The sequence below is a fragment of the Pseudomonas jinjuensis genome (assembly GCF_900103845.1).
GTDB classification, from domain to species: Bacteria; Pseudomonadota; Gammaproteobacteria; order Pseudomonadales; family Pseudomonadaceae; genus Pseudomonas; species Pseudomonas jinjuensis.
In genome coordinates, this window is record NZ_FNIJ01000002.1 from 218594 (window position 1) to 237946 (window position 19353).

At 68.2% G+C, this 19353-nt stretch carries 14 protein-coding genes; 11 read left to right on the plus strand and 3 right to left on the minus strand.

Annotated features, from left to right (window positions below; all coding sequences use genetic code 11):
* Positions 1-256: 256 nt before the first annotated feature.
* Genes BLR75_RS03455 through pelG form a run of 7 tightly spaced genes read left to right on the plus strand, consistent with a single transcriptional unit; the run spans position 257 to position 12477 of the window.
* Entirely contained in the window at positions 257-3046 is a 2790-nt protein-coding gene (locus BLR75_RS03455; RefSeq protein WP_084309967.1) for a bifunctional glycoside hydrolase/polysaccharide deacetylase family protein, read from the plus strand.
* Positions 3024-6602: a tetratricopeptide repeat protein gene (locus BLR75_RS03460; protein ID WP_084309968.1), complete on the plus strand. Its 3579-nt coding sequence runs from the start codon at positions 3024-3026 to the stop codon at positions 6600-6602. Before BLR75_RS03455 ends, BLR75_RS03460 begins: the two co-directional genes overlap by 23 nt.
* Positions 6603-6628: 26 nt before the next feature.
* Positions 6629-7147, plus strand: a complete 519-nt coding sequence (locus BLR75_RS03465; RefSeq protein WP_084309969.1) for a penicillin-binding protein activator LpoB — start codon at positions 6629-6631, stop codon at positions 7145-7147.
* Between the two features lie 5 nt (positions 7148-7152).
* Complete coding sequence (locus BLR75_RS03470; protein ID WP_090415998.1) at positions 7153-8520, plus strand: PelD GGDEF domain-containing protein; 1368 nt, start codon at positions 7153-7155, stop codon at positions 8518-8520.
* On the plus strand, positions 8498-9487 hold the full coding sequence (locus tag BLR75_RS03475) for a HEAT repeat domain-containing protein (protein WP_084309971.1): 990 nt from the start codon (positions 8498-8500) through the stop codon (positions 9485-9487). The genes BLR75_RS03470 and BLR75_RS03475 overlap by 23 nt, the downstream gene beginning before the upstream one ends.
* Positions 9484-11106: a GT4 family glycosyltransferase PelF gene (gene pelF, locus BLR75_RS03480; RefSeq protein ID WP_084309972.1), complete on the plus strand. Its 1623-nt coding sequence runs from the start codon at positions 9484-9486 to the stop codon at positions 11104-11106. The genes BLR75_RS03475 and pelF overlap by 4 nt, the downstream gene beginning before the upstream one ends.
* Complete coding sequence (gene pelG, locus BLR75_RS03485) at positions 11107-12477, plus strand: exopolysaccharide Pel transporter PelG (RefSeq protein WP_084309973.1); 1371 nt, start codon at positions 11107-11109, stop codon at positions 12475-12477. It begins immediately after the preceding gene.
* Here pelG and BLR75_RS03490 read toward each other — a convergent pair.
* Positions 12474-12683 carry a hypothetical protein gene (locus BLR75_RS03490; RefSeq protein ID WP_084309974.1) on the minus strand — a complete coding sequence of 70 codons (210 nt, stop codon included), beginning with the start codon at positions 12681-12683 and terminating at the stop codon, positions 12474-12476. The two genes, pelG and BLR75_RS03490, sit on opposite strands and share 4 nt — an antisense overlap.
* A gap of 201 nt (positions 12684-12884) precedes the next feature.
* Here BLR75_RS03490 and BLR75_RS03495 point away from each other — a divergent pair, with 201 nt between their 5' ends.
* Positions 12885-13421, plus strand: a complete 537-nt coding sequence (locus BLR75_RS03495; protein WP_084309975.1) for a hypothetical protein — start codon at positions 12885-12887, stop codon at positions 13419-13421.
* Between the two features lie 3 nt (positions 13422-13424).
* Here BLR75_RS03495 and BLR75_RS03500 read toward each other — a convergent pair whose 3' ends face one another.
* On the minus strand, positions 13425-14297 hold the full coding sequence (locus BLR75_RS03500; RefSeq protein WP_084309976.1) for a DUF6685 family protein: 873 nt from the start codon (positions 14295-14297) through the stop codon (positions 13425-13427).
* 219 nt (positions 14298-14516) lie between these two features.
* Here BLR75_RS03500 and BLR75_RS03505 point away from each other — a divergent pair, with 219 nt between their 5' ends.
* Complete coding sequence (locus BLR75_RS03505) at positions 14517-15254, plus strand: NADPH-dependent F420 reductase (RefSeq protein WP_084309977.1); 738 nt, start codon at positions 14517-14519, stop codon at positions 15252-15254.
* Between the two features lie 100 nt (positions 15255-15354).
* Positions 15355-16380: a quinone-dependent dihydroorotate dehydrogenase gene (locus BLR75_RS03510; protein ID WP_084309978.1), complete on the plus strand. Its 1026-nt coding sequence runs from the start codon at positions 15355-15357 to the stop codon at positions 16378-16380.
* Between the two features lie 95 nt (positions 16381-16475).
* On the opposite strand, the gene rmf is transcribed toward BLR75_RS03510, so the two are convergent.
* Positions 16476-16694, minus strand: coding sequence for a ribosome modulation factor (gene rmf, locus BLR75_RS03515; RefSeq protein ID WP_084309979.1), 219 nt, complete (start codon positions 16692-16694; stop codon positions 16476-16478).
* Between the two features lie 462 nt (positions 16695-17156).
* On the opposite strand from rmf, the gene rlmKL reads away from it, so the two are divergent.
* Positions 17157-19334, plus strand: coding sequence for a bifunctional 23S rRNA (guanine(2069)-N(7))-methyltransferase RlmK/23S rRNA (guanine(2445)-N(2))-methyltransferase RlmL (gene rlmKL, locus BLR75_RS03520; protein ID WP_084309980.1), 2178 nt, complete (start codon positions 17157-17159; stop codon positions 19332-19334).
* The last annotated feature ends 19 nt before the right edge of the window (positions 19335-19353 follow it).

Sequence of the window (19353 nt, forward strand, 5' to 3'; positions counted from 1 at the left end):
GGAAATATTTCGGAAAGAAATAGTTTTCGCCTTAATGGCGTCATTACTTTGACTTATTTTGTGTTTCATATTCTTAACAGTCATTAGTTTGACAATTCCGGGCGGGCGCCTTTTTATCTAAACCGCAACTCCGAAGGAAATTGGCGTAGGAAGAGGGAAGCCTGTCCCCGTCGTTCGACGACGGCCAGGGGCGGGGTGGGGATAGAACCGACCAAGGGATGTCGGCGGGTTTCAGGCCCGCTGCTCGACAGAATCTATGCGCTCGATAGGACTCAACTGGCCCGCATGGCTCGCCGGCCTGGCTATGGTTTTGCTCTCGTCCGCCACTGCGGCCAGCCCGCCCACCAGCGTGGCCTTCTGGTACGCCGAGAAACCGCCGCTGGCCGAATTGGCGCAATTCGACTGGGTGGTGCTCGAACCCGAGCATGCTTCCGTCAAGGATGTGGCGTACCTGAAGGCGCAAGGCAGCACCGCGTTCGCCTACCTGTCGATCGGCGAATTCGATGGCGATTCCGCCGCCATCGCCCGGCATGGCCTGGGTTCCGCTGCGAGCGACGTGCGCAACGAAGCGTGGGACAGCCAGGTCATGGATCTCGCGGCGCCGGCCTGGCGCCAGCGGGTCTTCGAGCGTGCCGCGCGACTGCGCGAGCAGGGCTACGCGGGCCTGTTCCTCGATACCCTCGACAGCTTCAACCTGCAGGACGAGGCACTCCACCAGGCGCAGCGCAAGGCGCTGCAGACCCTGCTGGCGGACCTGCATCGACGCGAGCCGGGCCTGAAGCTGTTCTTCAACCGTGGTTTCGAGGTGCTGCCGGAACTGCCCGGCGTCGCCGCGGCGGTGGCGGTCGAGTCCATCCATGCCGGCTGGGACGCCGCGAACCGGCAGTACCGCGAGGTCGGGCAGGAGGAGCGCGACTGGCTGAAGCCGCACCTGGATCGCCTGCGCGCCGCCGGCACGCCCATCGTCGCCATCGAATACCTGCCGCCGGAACGCCGGGAAGAAGCGCGGGCGCTGGCTAGGCGGCTGCGCGAGGAAGGCTACGTGCCCTACGTGACGACCCCGGCGCTGGACTCGCTGGGCATCGGCAACCTGGAAGTGCAGCCGCGGCGCATCGCCGTGGTCTACAACCCGGACGAGGGCGACCTGACCTTCAACAACGGCCACATCCGCCTCGGCGGGCTGCTCGAATACCTCGGCTACCGGATCGACTACCTGCCCACCGACAAGCCGCTCCCGGCGCGCCCCATGAGCGGCCTCTACGCCGGGGTGGTCACCTGGATGACCAGCGGTCCGCCGGCCAACAACGCCGCCTTCGACGACTGGATCGCCGCGCGCCTGGACGAGCATGTGCCGGTGGTGTTCATGGCGGACCTGCCGGTGCGCAGCGACAGCCTGCTGCAGCGCCTCGGCCTGCGCCGGCTGGCGAAGCCGCTGAAGAAGGACGAGGCGCAGGTGGAACAGCTGGACAAGCGCCTGCTCGGCGGCTTCGAGGCGCCGCTGGTGCTGCGTACCCGCAGTCTCCCGCCGCTGGGCGTGGTCGATCCGCAGCGGGTGACGCCGGCGCTGACGCTCAAGGGCGCCGGCGGGCTCTACGTGCCGGTCGCCAGCGCGCAGTGGGGCGGCTTCGCACTGACCCCCTATGTCCTCGAAGTGGCCGGCGAGCACGATCGCTGGATCATCGATCCGTTCGCCTTCGTCCGGGACACCCTGCGCCTGCCGCCGCTGCCGCGTCCGGATGCGACCACCGAGAACGGCCGGCGCATCGCCACCGTGCATATCGACGGCGACGGTTTCGTCTCCCGCGCCGAGGTGACGGGCAGTCCCTATGCCGGGCAGCAGGTGCTGGACGATTTCATCGAGCCGTACCCGTTCCTCACCTCGGTCTCGGTGATCGAGGGCGAGATCGGGCCGAAGGGAATGTATCCGCACCTGGCGCGGGAGCTGGAACCGATCGCGCGGAAGATCTTCGCCAATCCCAAGGTCGAGGTCGCCACCCACACCTTCAGTCACCCGTTCTTCTGGCAGCCGCAGAAGGCCGAGCAGCGCGAAGGATTCCACGCCGACTACGGCTACAAGATGGCGATCCCGGGCTACGACAGGATCGACTTCGTCCGCGAGGTGGTCGGCTCGCGCGACTACATCAACCAGCGCCTGACCACGCCGGACAAGCCGGTGAAGATGATCTTCTGGTCCGGCGACGCGCTGCCGGATGCCGACACCCTCAAGCTGGCCCAGGACAGCGGGCTGACCAACGTGAATGGCGGCCAGACCATCCTGACCAGGGCCTTCCCGTCGCTGACCGGCCTCTACCCGCTGATCCGCCCCACCAGCGGGGGCGTGCAGTACTACGCGCCGATCATCAACGAGAACCTCTACACCAATCTCTGGCAGGGGCCCTACTACGGTTTCCGCGGGGTGCTGGACACCTTCGACCTGACCGAGAAGCCCCGCCGCCTGCGCGGCCTGCATCTCTACTACCACTTCTATTCCGGCACCAAGCAGGCGTCGATCCAGGTCATGCGCGACATCTACGCGGCCATGCAGGAAGCCCGGCCGCTGTCGATGTGGATGAGCGACTACATCCCGCGCCTGGAAGGCCTGCACCGCGCCAGCCTGGCGCGCCGCGCCGACGGCGCCTGGCAGGTGCGCGGCATGGCCGGCCTGCGCACCCTGCGCCTGGACCCGGAACTGGGCTGGCCGGACCTGGCCCAGTCCAGGGGGGTGGCCGGCGTGCGCGATCTGCCCCAGGGGCGCTATGTCCATCTGAGCAGCGATGAAGCCGTGCTCGCCCTGCGCCCCAGCCGCGATCCGCGACCGGCGCTGGAGGAGGCCAGCCAGCCGCTGAGCCGCTGGACCTACCGGGATGCGCGGCGGGTCAGCTTTGCCTTCGACGGGAACCTGCCGCTGAGCTTCAGCGTGCGTTCGGCTTCGGCCTGCCAGGTGACCGTTTCCGGAAAGACCTACGCGGGGCGGGCCGGGAATGGCCTGTGGAATTTCGAGTTGCCGATGGGGCGGGTAGCCGATGGTCAGCTTGTCTGCAATTGAACCGCGCGTGAAGACTCGCCTGCTGAGTCCCTGGGCGATCCTGGCGATCGCCGCGGGGATGCTGCTTCTGCTGGTGCTGCTGTTCAACAGCGAAGACGTGTTTTTCCCGCGGGAGGGCGACCGGCCGGATGCCGTCTCGATCAACTACGCCGAAGTCCTGCTCAGGCTCCACCCGGACGACGACACCCTGCGCCTGCGCCTGATCGGCCAGTTGATCGCGCTCGGCGAACATGAGCGCGCACGCAAGCATCTGGCGCTGCTGCGCGGGCATGGCAGCGCCGTCGAGCCGTTCTACAGCTTCGAGCTGGACCTGCTGAAGGCGCAGGCCAATCCGGATGGGCTGGATGCGAAGACCCAGGAGGCGCTGGTCGAGCGGCTGCGGAAGGTCGATCGCGCCGCCCTCGACAACGCGCAGCTCGAACGGCTGGCTGCCGCGGCGCTGCAGCTGGAGGCGCCGGACCAGGCCGCCGCCGCCTATGAAGAACTGGCCGGGCGGGATGCGCAGAAGCGCCGGCACTGGCTGGCCAGGGCGGCCCACTGGCATCTCGCGGCGAACCAGCCGGAACGCGCGGCCCAGCTCTACCAGCAGATCGCCGCGCAGACGGACGACCCGCTGCGGCGCAACGAGTACCTGCACCAGGCGTTCTCCAGCCTGCTGGCGGACAACCGGCCGGAGCAGGCCGCCGAACTGCTGGCCGCGTACCTGGAGCAGCTGGGCGACGATCCCGACTCGCAGCTCTGGCTGGAGGAAGGCGTGCGCGCCGCCCAAGGGAGCCAGCGCTTCGACCTGGCGGAACGCTTCGTCCAGCGCTGGCGGGAACTGCACCCGGGCGATCCGTCGGCGATGGAGGCGGATTTCCAGTTGAGCATGGCTTCCGGGGCGACCGACCGGGCCTGGCAGGTCGGCCAGGAACTGCTCGCCTTGCGTCCCGAGGATCCCACGCTGCTGGCCAGCGTGGCGCGCCTGGGCGAGTGGACCGGCCATCCGCGGCAGGCCCTGGAGTTCTGGATCCGGGCGTTCCGCCAGGGCCGGGCGGCGGAGGTGCACGAGCATGCCTGGCGCCTCGCCGCGCAGCTGTTCGACTTCGATACGGTGCTGGACCTGCTGGCGCCGATGTCCAGCCAGCGGCAGATGAGCGACGAGGAGCTCGACGCCGTGGTCTACAGCCACGAGACGCGCGGCACGCCCGAGGCGGGCGAAACCTGGCTGCGCGACTACCTGTCGCGCTACCCGGGGCAGCGCCTGGCCTGGCAGCGCCTGCACCAGCTGCTCGGGCACATGCAGAAGCTGCCGGAGGCGAGCAGGGTCTGGGCGGACATGGCCCGGCGTTTCCCGCTGAGCCTGGACGAGCGCATCGAATGGGCGGAGCTCCAGCTCAGCCAGTTCGACCCGCAGTCCGCCTGGAACGTGCTCGCCGGCGTGGACGAGCGCTCGGTGACCCGGCCCGACTACTGGCAGTTGCGCGCGGAGATCGCCTGGATCCTGGAGCACGACGATGATGCCCGCCAGGCCTACGAGCGCATGCTGGCCCTGGGAATACCGCTGTCCGCCAGCGAAGAGGAACAGCTGGTCGCCCTCCACGAGGGGGCCGAGCCGCGCCAGGCCCTGGCGATGCTGGTCGCCAGCCTGCAGCGCCGGGCCGATCTCCAGCGTCTGGCCACGGCCCTGGAACTGGCCCAGGACCTGCGCGACTGGCCGACGCTGCGCAGCCTGCTGGCGCAGGGCGAGACGCAGCCGGGAGCCGTCGACATGCCGGCCTACCAGATGGCGCTGGCCCGTCTCGCCGAGGAAGACGGCGACGCCGCGAAGGCCGAGGCGATCTACCTGCAGGCCCTGCAACGCTTCCCGGCGGAAAGCCGGATTCGCGAACGGCTGCTCTGGTTCTACATCGACCGCGGGCAACGCGATGCGCTGCCGCCGCTGTTGCAGAACTGGCGCGCCCGGGCGCTGCGCGAGAGCGAACTGTGGCTGCCGTTCGCCAGCGCCAACCTGATGCTCAACCGCAATGACGAGGCGCTGGCCTGGTTCCACCGCTACCTGAAGACCTACCCCGACGACTGGCTGGTGCAGGCCGCCTATGCCGATGCGCTGGACGCCGCCGGTTACCAGGACCGCGCCCTGCGCCTGCGCCGCATCCTGTTGCGCCAGGCCAGCCAGGAACGGATCGATGCCACGCCGGACAGTTTCGCCAGCTACCTGCATCTGGTTTCGGTCAGCCAGGGGCCGCTGATGGCCCAGGGGCTGGCGCGGCAGGCCTGGAACGGCGAGCCGGCGATGCTGCAGCTCTGGTTCGACCGCTTCCTCGAACGTCTCGACGCCGGCAACCAGGAGTCGCTGCGCGACGACTGGCTGGCCTGGGGGCGTGCCCGCGGGCTGAAGATCGACGATTCCGAAGCGATCCAGCAGGCCCTGCGCAACGACAACCGCGTCGCCCTCGAACGCCTGCTGGCGTCCAGCGGGCTGGACCCGGCCCAGCGGGTCGAGGCCCTGCAGCGCCTCGGGCATGGCGACCAGGCGCTGAGGGAAAGCCTCGCCGCGGTGGGCGGCGGGCAGCCGACGGCGATCCAGGAACAGTTGCTGCGGCAGAGCGTGGAGCAGCTGGAAAGCACGCCGCAGGGCCTGCAGCTGGGCTGGTACAGGAAGGACTATGGCGGACTCGTCTTCAAGGGCCCGACGCTCCAGCTGGCAGGCAACCTGGGCAACGACTGGTACGCCGGCCTCGAACTGGCGCAGGGTCGCTACGACAGCGATGACCTGGACAACTCCGAGCTGGGCACCGAGCGCAACGCGCAGGTGCTGCTGCGCCGGCAGCTGGCCGACGGCGCCTTCGACATCGTCTTCGACGGCAGCTGGCGGGACGACGACGACCGCCATGGCCTGGGCCTGGCGCGCAACTGGAAGCTCGACTCGCGCAACGAGCTGCAGGCCGGGGCGGACTGGCACCGGGAAACCGACGAGACCGGCCTGCTGCGCGCCCTGGGCATGCGCGACGACCTCTGGCTGGGCGGCCGGCACGGCCTGAGCGCGCGCGACGAGCTGGGCTGGCGCCTTGCCTACAACCGCTATTCCACCCGCGACGGCGACGATCTCGGACACGGCGAGGCGATCAACCTGGAGTGGGCGCACACGCTGTTCTTCGACGGCCCGGCCTGGCAGGTGCGCGCCGGTGTCGATTACCAGCACAACCGGCTCGACGACATTCCCGAGGATCTGCTGGTGTCCCGTGGCGGCGCGCTGCTGCTGGATGGCGCCGATACCCAGGACCTGCTGCAGGACCGCTACGGGCAGGTCTACTTCGGCAGCACCTGGCGGCGCGGTTTCCCCGGGGCGCTGAACCGCACGCGGCCGTTCTTCACCTGGGTCATCGACACCATGGCCGGCTGGCAGTGGACGGAAAGCGAATTCAACTACGGAATCGACGTCGGCGTCGGCATGGAAGTGCTGGGCGACGACGAACTGGCCTTCACCCTCGGTTACCAGTCCGCTCCGCAAGGCAGCGGCGGCGATGGCGGGGGAGTGATCGGCGTGACCTACAGCACCCGTTTCGGGCGCTGAGCAGGGAATTCGAGGAGGAACCAAGCATGCAATCCATCCGCTGTCTGACTTTCGCAGCCATCGCCCTGACCATGGCGGGCTGCTCCAGCTTCACCAGCGAGCGTGGTTCGGCACTGCCGCGCAACGCCGAATGGGGGCTGTTGCCGGTGCTCAACTACTCGCAGGCGCCGCAGGCCGGCGAGCGCGTCGAGCAGATACTGCTCAGCGTGCTGGCCGAGGATGGCCTGCGTCCGCGGGTCTACCCGGCGCCGGCGCAGAACGATCCGCTGCTGCTCGACGACCGCGAGCGGCAGAGCCAGGCGCTGGACTGGGCGCGCCAGCAGAAGCTCGCCTACGTGGTGACCGGCAGCGTCGAGGAATGGCAGTACAAGAACGGCCTGGACGGCGAGCCGGCGGTCGGGGTGAGCCTGCAGGTGCTGGAGACTTCCAGCGGCAAGCTGCTCTGGAGCCGCAGCGGAGCGCGCGCCGGCTGGTCGCGTGAAAGCCTGGCGGGAACCGCGCAGACCGTCCTGCGCGATCTGGTCGGCAACCTGCGCCTGGAGTGATGGCCATGCTATCGGTCTACCGGCACTACATCCTGACTCCCAGTGCAGGCGGCGTCGCCTGGCTGGAGACGCTGGCGTTCACCTTCCTCGCCGTGGCCGTAGGCTGGTGGTACACGCCCGAGGACCCGCTGCTGGTCAAGGCGCCGTTCCCCTGGGTGATCCTCGCGCCGCTGCTGATCGGCATGCGCTACGGCTTCGTCCGCGGCCTGTGCAGCGCCGCGCTGCTGGTGCTGACCCTGCTGGCACTGCGCGCCAACGGCCTGTCGACCTATGACCAGCTGCCGGCCTCGTTCATCGTCGGCGTGCTGCTCTGCGCCATGCTGGTGGGCGAGTTCCGCGATCTCTGGGGGCGCCGGCTGGAGCGGCTGGAGCTGGCCAACAGCTACCGCCAGCTGCGCCTCGACGAGTTCACCCGCGCCCACCATGTCCTGCGCATTTCCCACGACCGCCTGGAGCAGCGCATCGCCGGCAACGACCAGAGCCTGCGCAGCTCGCTGCTCGGCCTGCGCCAGCGGTTGCGCGACCTGCCCCACGGCGACGACGTCCTCGCCAGCCTGGCGGAGAGCGTGCTCTCGCTGCTGGCGCCCTATGGCGCGCTGCGCATCGCCGGGCTGTACCGGGTGCACGACAACCGCCGGGTCGATCCGCAGGCGCTGGCCAGCATCGGCGACATGGGCCGGCTGGACGTCGACGATCTGCTGGTGGGCCTGTGCCTGGAGCGCGGCGAGCTGGTCAGCATTCGCCAGGAGCTGCTCGACCGGGACGAGCAGCACCGGCATTCGCGGCTGCAGGCCTGCATCCCGCTGGTGGATACCGAAGGGCGCATCCTGGCCATTCTCGCGGTGCAGCAGATGCCGTTCTTCATGTTCCACGAGCGCAACTTCAGCCTGCTGGCGATCCTCGCCGGGCATATCGCCGACATGCTGATGAGCGACCCGCAGGCCCTGCAGCTGGAAGACACGGATGCGCAGCGCTTCAGCCAGTACCTCAAGCGCTCGCTGCTGGATGCCCGCGAGCATGACCTGCCGGCCTGCCTGTACGCCTTCGAACTGACCGATGCGCAGTACGCCGGCGAGCTGCAGCGGCTGCTGGAAGGCAGCCAGCGCGGCCTCGACGTGCAGCTCAGGCTGCGCAACGAGCGGGGCAACCGCGTGGTGCTGGTGCTGCTGCCGCTGACCTCGGAAGACAGCGCCCAGGGCTACCTGCGGCGCCTGCACGGACTCTTCGTCGAGCGCTTCGGCCAGTCCCGCTCGATGGAGGACCTGGGTGTGCGGATCACCCAGTACGAGCTGGAAGGCGGCAGCGAACGCGACGCCATGCGCAACTTCCTTTTCAACGGGTGCGGACTGAATGATCAGCAAGTGGCTATTTAGCACGGCCCTGCTGTGCGAACTGGGCAGCTGGTTCTGCATCACCGGCGATCTGCCGGTCTTCCAGGCGGCGCTGCTGTATGCGACCTCCCATGGCATCGGCTGCCTGCTGCTGGCCGGCGGGGTGTGGCTGCTGCTGCCGGCGCGCTATCGCCGGCCGCTGCCGTGGAGCCCGCTGTTCATCTTCAGCCTGTCGTTCTTCGTGCCGCTGCTGGGCTTCGTCGGCGTGGCCGCGGCGGTCTTCCCGGCGCTGTACCGGCCGCGCCGGCATGCCGACCAGCCGTGGCAGGCCATCGGCGTGCCGGAGCTGCCGTACCGCCCGCAGGAGGAGCGGCCCGAACTGATGTTCAGCGATGGCGGCCTGGAAGACGTGCTGCGCCATGCGCCCGATCCGAACCAGCGGCTGACGGCGATCTTCGCGACCCGGCGGATGCCCGGCAAGAGCGCCATCCCGATCCTCAAGCTGGCCCTGCGCGACCCTTCCGACGACGTGCGGCTGCTCGCCTACTCGATGCTCGACCAGCGCGAGAGCCACATCAACCAGCGCATCGAATCCTTCCTCGAACGCCTGGCCTCGGCCCCGCCGAAGCGCCAGGCCGCGCTGCATGGCGCGCTGGCGCGCTGGTACTGGGAGCTGGCCTACATCGGCCTGGCCCAGGGCAGCGTGCTGGAACACATCCTCGAACAGGCGCGGGAGCATGTGGTGAAGGCCCTGAACGGCTCGTCCAGCGGCGAGATGTACCTGCTGGCGGGGCGCATCGTCATGGAGCAGGGACATCTCGAACTGGCCGCCGGCTTCCTGCGCCGGGCGCAGGCGGCCGGGGTGGTGGAGGACCAGCTGGCGCCCTATCGCGCCGAGATCGCTTTCCGGCAACGGCGCTACCGCGAGATTCCCGGGCTGCTCTGCAGCATGCCGGAGAGCCTGTTGAGGCGTCCGCCCTTCGCGGCGCTGGCGAGGTACTGGTTATGAGCGAACAACTGATCGCCGAACTCCGGCTCGATTCCGCTCCGGAGGCTCCGGCCCCCGTCGCGCGGCGGCCGGGAGAAAAACGGCCGGAGCGCGGGCAGGCCCTCGTGCCGCCGGGGCAGAAGCCGGTCGCCGATGTCTGCCTGCTGCTGGAAGGCACCTGGCCCTACGTGCGCGGCGGCGTGTCGAGCTGGGTCAACCAGCTGATCCTCGGCCTGCCGGAGCTGACCTTCAGCGTGTTCTTCATCGGCGGGCAGCGCTCCGCCTATGGCAAGCGCCACTACGCGATACCGGACAACGTGGTGCATATCGAGGAGCATTTCCTGGAGGACGGCTGGATTTCGACCGGCCGTGAGCCGCGCCAGGCCCGCGGCGACGTCGCCCAGGCGCTGCGCGAGGTGCACGATTTCCTCCACCACCCGGACGCGCCGGGCGTGGAGCAGGGCGAGCGGGTGCTGGAGATCCTCGCCCGCGGCTGCATCGGCCGCGAGGATTTCCTGCACAGCCGGGCGAGCTGGGCGGCGATCACCGATGGCTATGCGCAGCACTGCAGCGATCCGTCCTTCATCAATTACTTCTGGACCATGCGCTCCATGCAGGCGCCGCTCTTCATGCTCACCGAAGCGGCGCGGCGGATGCCGCGTGCGCGCATGCTGCATTCCATCTCCACCGGCTATGCCGGGCTGCTCGGCAGCGTGCTGCAGCGTCTCTGGGGCTGCAGCCTGCTGCTCAGCGAGCACGGCATCTATACCAAGGAGCGCAAGATCGACCTGGCCCAGGCCGGCTGGATCGCGGAGAACCCGGACGAGCAGCTGAGCACCGGCCTGGATGCCGAGATGAGCTATGTCCGCCGCCTGTGGATCCGCTTCTTCGAGCGTATCGGCCTGCTGACCTACCGCTCCGCCGATTCGATCATCGCCCTCTACGAGGGCAACCGCCGCCGGCAGATCCTCGATGGCGCCGATCCGGCACGCACCCGGGTGGTTCCCAACGGCATCGCCCTGGAGGCCTGGAACGGCGCCCTGCAACGGCGGCCGCCGGGCATTCCGCCGGTGGTCGGTCTGGTCGGCCGGGTGGTGCCGATCAAGGACGTGAAGACCTTCATCCGCGCCATGCGCGGGGTGGTCAACGGCATGCCGGAGGCGGAAGGCTGGATAGTCGGGCCGGAGGAGGAAGACCCGGGCTACGTCGGCGAGTGCCGCAGCCTGATCGCCAGCCTCGGCCTGCAGGAGAAGGTCAGGTTCCTCGGCTTCCGCCAGATGAGCGAGCTGCTGCCGCAGCTGGGCCTGATGGTGCTGACCTCGATCAGCGAGGCGCAGCCGCTGGTGATACTCGAAGCCTGGGCCGCCGGCACGCCGGTGGTGAGCAGCGACGTCGGCTCCTGCCGCGAGCTGGTCGAGGGGATCGGCGCCGAAGACCGGGCCCTGGGGCTGGCGGGCGAGGTGGTGGCGATCGCCGACCCGCAGGCCACCACCCGGGCGATCCTCGGCCTGCTGCGCGATCCGCAGCGCTGGCAGGCGGCGCAGACGACCGGACAGCAGCGGCTGCGCCGCTACTACACCGAGGAGCTGATGCTCAGGCGCTACCGGCAGCTCTATCGTGAAACCGTGGAGATTGCATAGATGGCCGGAATCGGTTTCGAACTGCGCAGGATACTCTCCCGCGACTCCTACTCGGCGACCCTGCGCGCCTACCTGTACGCGGGGCTGATCAGCTCCGGCCCCTGGGTGCTGTCGATCATCAGCGTGATGCTGATCGGCATCATGAGCATCGGCGTGGTGGTGCCGGACATCCTCGTCCGGCAGTTCCTCATCACCGTGACCTACCTGATGGCCGGCTCGCTGATCTTCACCGGCGGCCTGCAGCTGTTCTTCACCCGCTTCATTTCCGACCGCCTGTTCGAGAAGCAGCGCGAGCTGATCATGCCCAACCTGGTGGGCATCCTGCTGCTGGTGACCATCGCCTCGGGGACGCTCGCCATCGTCCTGCTCGCCGCGCTGTTCGACGAGCCGTTCGTCTATCGCCTGCTGGTGATGGCGAACTTCGTGGTGCTGTGCAACCTCTGGCTGGTGATCATCTTCCTGTCGGGCATGAAGGCCTACCGGCGCATCCTCGGGGTGATGTTCGTCGGCTATCTGCTGATGGTGGTGTCCGCCTGGCTGCTGCGCTTCCTGCAGCTGGAGGGGCTGCTGCTCGGGCTGCTGATCGGCCATTCCAGCCTGCTGTTCATCTTCCTCCACGACATCCTGCGCGAGTACCCGGCCGAGCGCATGGTGGCCTTCGACTTCCTCGACCGCCGCAAGGTGTTCGTCAGCCTGCTGCTGACCGGGCTCTGCTACAACCTGGGCATCTGGATCGACAAGTTCATCTTCTGGTTCAACCCGGCGACCTCGGACGCGGTGATCGGGCCGCTGCGCGCGTCGATCCTCTACGACCTGCCGATCTTCCTCGCCTACCTGTCGATCATTCCCGGGATGGCGGTGTTCCTGGTGCGCATCGAGACCGACTTCGCCGAGTGGTACGAGCGCGTCTTCGCGGCGATCCGCGGCGGCGAGACCCTGCAGCACATCGGCCTGCTGAAGGAGCAGATGATCCTGTCGATTCGCCAGGCGCTGCTGGAGATCTGCAAGGTGCAGGGGCTGACCGTGGTGCTGCTGGTGCTGCTGGCGGCGGACCTGCTGGAGTGGCTGGGCATCTCCCGCCACTACCTGCCGCTGTTCTATATCGACGTGATCGGGGTGAGCATCCAGGTGGTGTTCATGGCCCTGCTCAACGTGTTCTTCTACCTGGACAAGCGCGCCATCGTGCTGCAGCTGTGCGTGCTCTTCGTGCTGCTCAACGGCGGGCTGACGCTGTTCAGCCAGATGCTCGGGCCGAGCTGGTTCGGCTACGGCTTCACCCTGTCGCTGCTGGTCTGCGTGCTGCTCGGGCTGTACCGGCTGAACGAGGCGCTGGAAGACCTGGAGTACGAGACCTTCATGCTCAACCGCTAGATGCCGGAGCCGCGGGACGGCTCGCTGAGCGCCCGCCGGTACTTCGCGTAGTTCTCCCGCGACATGCTGCTCTTGCCGAGCAGGTCGACGGCGAAGGACTTGATCTCGGTTCGGCTGTAGACGCGCTCGGGCTCGGCCTGGTGGCTGGAACAGCCGGCCAGCAGCAGGGGAGTGGCGAGGACGAGAGCGGCGAGTGTTCGGTTCATCTGTGGGCACCCGGAGACGGCCATGGGGGACGGACTCAGGCTAGCAACGGCCCGAAGCGCGCAGAAATCATCCCGGTCGATAGTGGTTATCGTCCGAGGGGACATCCGACCTGCCGATGGCGATCAAGGTTCCCTGGCTGCAGCACTCCCTGGCGATTCAGGCTATTCTTCGCGCCCTCGTCATCGCCTCGGAATACCTCAATGAAAGACCAGATTGCCGAACTTATCTCCCTGATCAGCACGGGTTGCCTGGGTGAAGAGGAAATAAGCCGGATCGCCGACGAGGCCGCCCAGGCCTATGCCGATCCCGAGGCGTTCCTGCAGGCCAACCCGGACGTGAACTACGACGAGACCTTCCCCATTCCGCTGGGCGAGTGGGTGGTGGTCGGCAGCCTGCCGGACATCGTGCTGTTCCAGGCGGACAGCTACGCCGAGCTGTTCCAGAACATAGTCGCGTCGTTCGACAAGGGCGTGTCCTTCGTCCTCAAGCCCAAGCAGCTGCAGAAGGCCGAGCCGCTCACCGCGCTCAATCGCATCCAGGTGCAGCTGGGCGCGCTGTATCCGGACAAGGGCGGCTATGTGCTGGTGGATTTCAGCGAGCCGCTGGACGACGAGTTGCAGGCGGTGCTGGTCTACCGCGGCGACCTGGAGCGGGTGCTGCAGCTGTGCGTGGAGATCGGCATTCCCGCCGCGCCGGCCTACGAGGCGGCACTGCAGGCCTCGCAGCAGCAGGACTGACGCTCAGGCGCCGGACTCGCAGGCGCGCAGGCAGGCGACCAGATCGCTGGCGCCGATGGCCCGCAGGCCCAGGCCGAACGCGTGGGCCTGCGGGTGGTCCTTGGGCAGCAGCAGGCTTTCCGGCGTTTCCGTGTTGAACAGGCCGAGGCGCGCGTAGGGCAGGCCGGTGTCCAGCAGCAGCTGCATGAACGCCGGGTCGCTCCAGGCCCGGGACGGCATGGCCAGCATGTGGTAGCGCCGGTCGAGGTCATCGAGCGCCGCCGGGTTCAGCCGGTAGCGCCGGACGCTGGCCGGCAGGCTGATCTCCAGGCCGCGGCGGCGGGCGTAGACCACCGCGCAGGAGAACTCGGCGGGATGATTCTCGTCGGCGCGGAACAGGCGCTCGCCGTGCCAGCTGGCCTGGCGCAGGTGGAGCCTTTCGTTGCGTTCGAAGCCCGGCACGGCGCTGCCGAGCACCCGGGCGAAATCCCTGTAGCTGATGATGCGCAGCTTGCGGCAGGCCTCGCTGGCGGCCAGCGCCTCCAGGTCGGGCAGGCTGCTGATGCCCAGCGGGCCGCGGCTGCAGAGGCCGTCGATGCGGCGGATGTCCAGCGCGGGCAGGTTCTCCTCCTGCCACTCCACCAGGCAGGTCAGCGTCGCATGGGCGTGCGCCTTGTCCTCCTGCACCGGCCCGGACAGCGCGCCGCGCGGCAGGTCGATCAGCCGATGCAGCGGCGGGCCGGACTGCCAGCCGATGCCGGCCGCAGCCGCCACGGGATCGCTGAACGCCAGTGACAGGGCCTGGGTGCGCTCGGCGATTTCGCGCAGGTCTCCCGACTTCAGTCCCAGGCGCTGGGCAAGGCTGGCGAGACGACGAGTCACGCTGAGTTGGCTCATGGCGGGGCAGATCTCCAGAGTTCCGGCGGGCGTATTGCAAAACCCACTAAGCATAGGAAAGCGGCCTTCCGCTGTCGCGGAAATCTGCCGCACTTCCGTGGCTGCCGCCTCTGAAAAACGCCGACACGAATGACGGCGGACTTCCGACAGGCGGCCGCCTGCGCCGGGAGGAGCGGACCAGACTTGGGCATTCGGGTGGAACACGTGGAGGGCAGGGCGATGGGCGAATCGAGGAGCATCATCGGCCGGCTGGCCGGCATCCTGCTGGCCGCCGGACTGGCGCTGGCTGCGCTGACGGCCGGCGCTGCCGAGGAGCGCGCCGAGTCAGTGAAGATCGGCATCATCGGCACCGGCAATATCGGTTCCGCCCTGGCCCGGCTCTGGGTCGACGCCGGGCATGAGGTGCTGATCTCTTCGCGTCATCCCGAGCGCCTGCAGTCGCTCGCCAGCGAGCTGGGCCCCCGGGCGCGCACCGGTACGCCGCGCGAGGCGGCGGCTTTCGGCGAGGTGATCCTGCTGGCCGTGCCCTACGCCGCCACCCCGCAGATCGGCCGCGACTACGCCGGCGAGCTGGCCGGCAAGGTGGTGCTGGATGCCGGCAATCCCATCCCCAGCCGCGACGGCGCCATGGCCGAGGAGGCGCGACAAGAGGGCGCAGGGCTGGCGTCCAGGGGCTTCCTTCCCGGGGTGCGGCTGGTGCGTGCCTTCAATGCGATCTCCGCCGGCAATATCCGCAGCCAGGCCCACCGCAGCGGGGAAAGGCTCGGCATCCCGCTGGCCGGCGACGACCCGCAGGCGCTGGAAGTGGCCAGCGGCCTGGTACGCGACGCCGGCTTCGATCCGGTGATCGTCGGCCCGCTCAGCAGCGCCAAACGCTTCGACTATGGCACCGGCATCTCGGCCAAGGCGCTGACCGCCAGGGGACTGCGCGAGGAACTCGGCCTGGCGCAGCCCTGAGCGGCCCGGCGGATGTCGTGGCGATGATGGCCCCGGCGCCTCGCCCGGCGCCGGAGCGGCGGCTATAATGACGCCCCTTTTTGCCGACCGATGCCCGACCATGTATAGCCTGGCCCGCGAGCTCCTGTTCAAGCTGTCCCCGGAAACCTCCCACGAACTGTCCATCGACCTGATCGGCGCGGGCGGCCGTCTCGGCCTGAACCGCCTGTTCAACAAGGCGCCGGCCAGCCTGCCGGTGACGGTGATGGGGCTGGACTTCCCCAATCCGGTCGGCCTGGCCGCGGGGCTGGACAAGAACGGCGACGCCATCGACGGCTTCGCCCAGCTGGGCTTCGGTTTCGTCGAGATCGGCACCGTCACCCCGCGTCCGCAGCCGGGCAACCCGAAGCCGCGGCTGTTCCGCCTGCCCGAGGCCACCGCGATCATCAACCGCATGGGCTTCAACAACCACGGCGTCGATCACCTGGTCGAGCGGGTCAAGGCGGCGAAGTACAAGGGCATCCTGGGCATCAATATCGGCAAGAACTTCGACACCCCGGTCGAGCGCGCGGTGGACGACTACCTGATCTGCCTGGACAAGGTCTATGCGCACGCCAGCTACGTCACGGTGAACGTCAGCTCGCCGAACACCCCCGGCCTGCGCAGCCTGCAGTTCGGCGATTCGCTCAAGCAGTTGCTGGAGGCCCTGCGCCAGCGCCAGGAAGACCTGGCCGAGCAGCATGGCCGGCGCGTGCCGCTGGCGATCAAGATCGCCCCGGACATGAGCGACGAGGAGACCGCCATGGTCGCGGCCGCGCTGGTGGAGGCGGGGATGGACGCGGTGATCGCCACCAACACCACCCTCGGCCGCGAAGGCGTCGAGGGCCTGCGGCATGGCGACGAGGCCGGCGGGCTGTCCGGCGCGCCGGTGCGCGAGAAGAGCACGCACATCGTCAGGGTGCTGGCCGGGGAACTGGGCGGCCGGCTGCCGATCATCGCCGCCGGCGGCATCACCGAAGGCATCCATGCGGCGGAGAAGATCGCCGCCGGCGCCAGCCTGGTGCAGATCTATTCCGGCTTCATCTACAGGGGGCCGGCGCTGATCCGCGAAGCGGTGGATGCGATCGCCGCGGCGCAGCACAAATAGCGGACAAATAAAAAGGGCTCCTTTCGGAGCCCTCGGGCCTTACGCCCTGGCGCCCGAATGGGGCGCCCCTGGTTAAGTCGGTGTGTGATCCTGTATCAGGCGTTAGCGTGTTGAATCTGGTTCAGACGTTGTAACCCGGCGGTGCCGGTAAGGCCATCCCAGTTGTCGCCACGGCCCTCGCGCCAGCCATTCAGCCAGGATTGCCGCGTAGTGGGATGGGTGAAAGGACAAAGGTCACGAGATTTGCCACTGACGCCATATTGATAACCGCGCAAAAAAGCTCTTTCCAACGGATCACGCTTAAGTCTTCTCATCGGGTGTTGCCCTCACTGTTGACTGTTATGTCCCGTTGGCCCCCATGGAGGCCTGGCGGAAAGCCCCGCCAATGGAGTTCGCTGCCGGCGTGGCGAACCCCATCCGCCATCTTTGCGATGACGGGTTAAGCTGAGTTCTAACCAATGCGTCAGGCGCTGTGAACAACCAATTTGTCATAAAGATTTAACTCTTATGGGCTGAAGCCATAAGTTTTTTCGACGAAACGAGCGGCCGTCATGCTGCGATCCCGCTGAAACCGGGGCTCAGGTGATGGTCTGTGGATAAATCGGGCGCCTGTTGCGCGCCCATTTCATCCCGACGAGTGGGGTGGGCTACTGCGTCTCACGGTCGCAGGCCTACCCCGAAATATCCAGGAAGCGTCCCGCCGCGGCGAAGCGGCGGGACGATCTGTCAGGCGCCTGGCGCGCCTGCTGAAAGGGCGAAGGCCCGGGAAACCTTGCATGGCGGATATCTACGAACTTTTCCTCACCTGCCCGAAGGGCCTCGACGGCCTGCTGCTGGAGGAAGCCCAACAACTCGGCTTGGGCGCGGCGAAGGCGCAGGTTTCCGCGGTGCGCGGCGAAGGCGACCTGGAAACCGCCTACCGCCTGTGCCTGTGGTCGCGCCTGGCCAACCGCGTGCTGCTGGTGCTGGCGCGTTTCCCGGTGGCGGATGCCGAGGAGCTCTACATGGGCGTCCGGGCCGTGCCCTGGAGCGACCACCTCGACCCGGGCGGCAGCCTCGCCGTGGAGTTCAGCGGACGCGGATCGGGCATCGACAACACCCACTTCGGTGCGCTGAAGGTCAAGGACGCCATCGTCGACAGCCTGCGCGCCGAGTTCGGCCGGCGTCCGACGGTGGACAAGCTCAACCCCGACATCCGCGTGCACCTGCACCTCGATCGCGGCCAGGCGGTGCTGTCCCTCGACCTTTCCGGCCACAGCCTGCACCAGCGCGGCTACCGCCTGCAGCAGGGCGCCGCGCCGCTGAAGGAAAACCTCGCCGCCGCCGTGCTGATCCGCGCCGGCTGGCCGCGCCTCGCCGCCGAAGGCGGCGCCCTGGCCGACCCGATGTGCGGCGTCGGCACCTTCCTGGTCGAGGCCGGCCTGATGGCGGCCGACATCGCGCCGAACCTGAAGCGCGAACACTGGGGCTTCAGCCGCTGGCTGGGACACGTTCCGGTGCTGTGGAAGAAGCTGCTGGCCGAGGCCGAGCAGCGGGCGGCGGCCGGGCTCGCCCGGACTCCCCTGTGGATTCGCGGCTACGAGGCCGACCCGCGGCTGATCCAGCCGGCGCGCAACAACATCGAGCGCGCCGGGCTGGCGGAGTGGGTGAAGGTCTACCAGGGCGAACTCGCCACCTTCGAGCCGCGTCCCGACAAGAACCAGCGCGGCCTGGTGATCTGCAACCCGCCCTACGGCGAGCGCCTGGGCGACGAGGCGAGCCTGCTGTATCTCTACCAGCACCTCGGCGAGCGCCTGCGCCAGAGCTGCCTGGGCTGGAGCGCCGGCATCTTCACCGGCGCCCCGGAGCTCGGCAAGCGCATGGGCATTCGCAGCCACAAGCAGTACGCCTTCTGGAACGGCGCGCTGCCGTGCAAGCTGCTGATGCTGGATGTGGAGCCGCGCCAGTTCGTCACCGGCGAACGCGGCGAGGCGCGCACTGACGGGGAGGCACCTGCCGCCGTCGAACCGGCGCGGCTGAGCGAGGGCGGGCAGATGTTCGCCAACCGCCTGCAGAAGAACCTCCGCCAGTTGGGCAAGTGGGCGCGCCGCGAGAAGGTCGAATGCTATCGGCTGTATGACGCCGACATGCCGGAATACGCCCTGGCTGTGGATATCTATCGCGACTGGGCACACGTCCAGGAATACGCCGCGCCGAAGTCCATCGACCCGGCCAAGGCCCAGGCCCGCCTGCTCGATGCGCTGGCGGCCCTGCCGCAGGCGCTGGACATTCCCACCGAACGCATCGTCATCAAGCGCCGCGAGCGGCAGGCCGGCAAGAAGCAGTACGAGCGGCAGGACAGCGCCGGCCGCTTCATGGAGGTGCAGGAAGGCGGGGTGAAGCTGCTGGTCAACCTGACCGACTACCTGGACACCGGCCTGTTCCTCGACCACCGGCCGATGCGCATGCGCATCCAGCGCGAGGCCGAGGGCAAGCGCTTCCTCAACCTGTTCTGCTACACCGCCACGGCGACCGTGCACGCGGCGAAGGGCGGGGCGCGCAGCACCACCAGCGTAGACCTGTCGAAGACCTATCTGGACTGGGCGCGGCGCAACCTTTCGCTGAACGGCTTCTCCGACAAGCAGCGGCTGGTGCACAGCAACGTGATGGAATGGCTGCGGGAAGATCGCGGCGAGTACGACCTGATCTTCATCGACCCGCCGACCTTCTCCAATTCCAAGCGCATGGAAGGGGTGTTCGACGTGCAGCGCGACCAGGTCGAGCTGATCGACCTGGCCATGGCGCGCCTGGCCAGGGGCGGCGTGCTCTACTTCTCGAACAACTTCCGCAAGTTCGAGATGGACCCGGGCCTGATGGCGCGCTACCAGGTGGAAGACATCAGCGCCCAGACGCTGGACCCGGACTTCGCCCGCAACACCAGAATCCACAAGGCCTGGCGTATCAGCGTGCGCTGATGGCCGTTCGCCGGCGCCC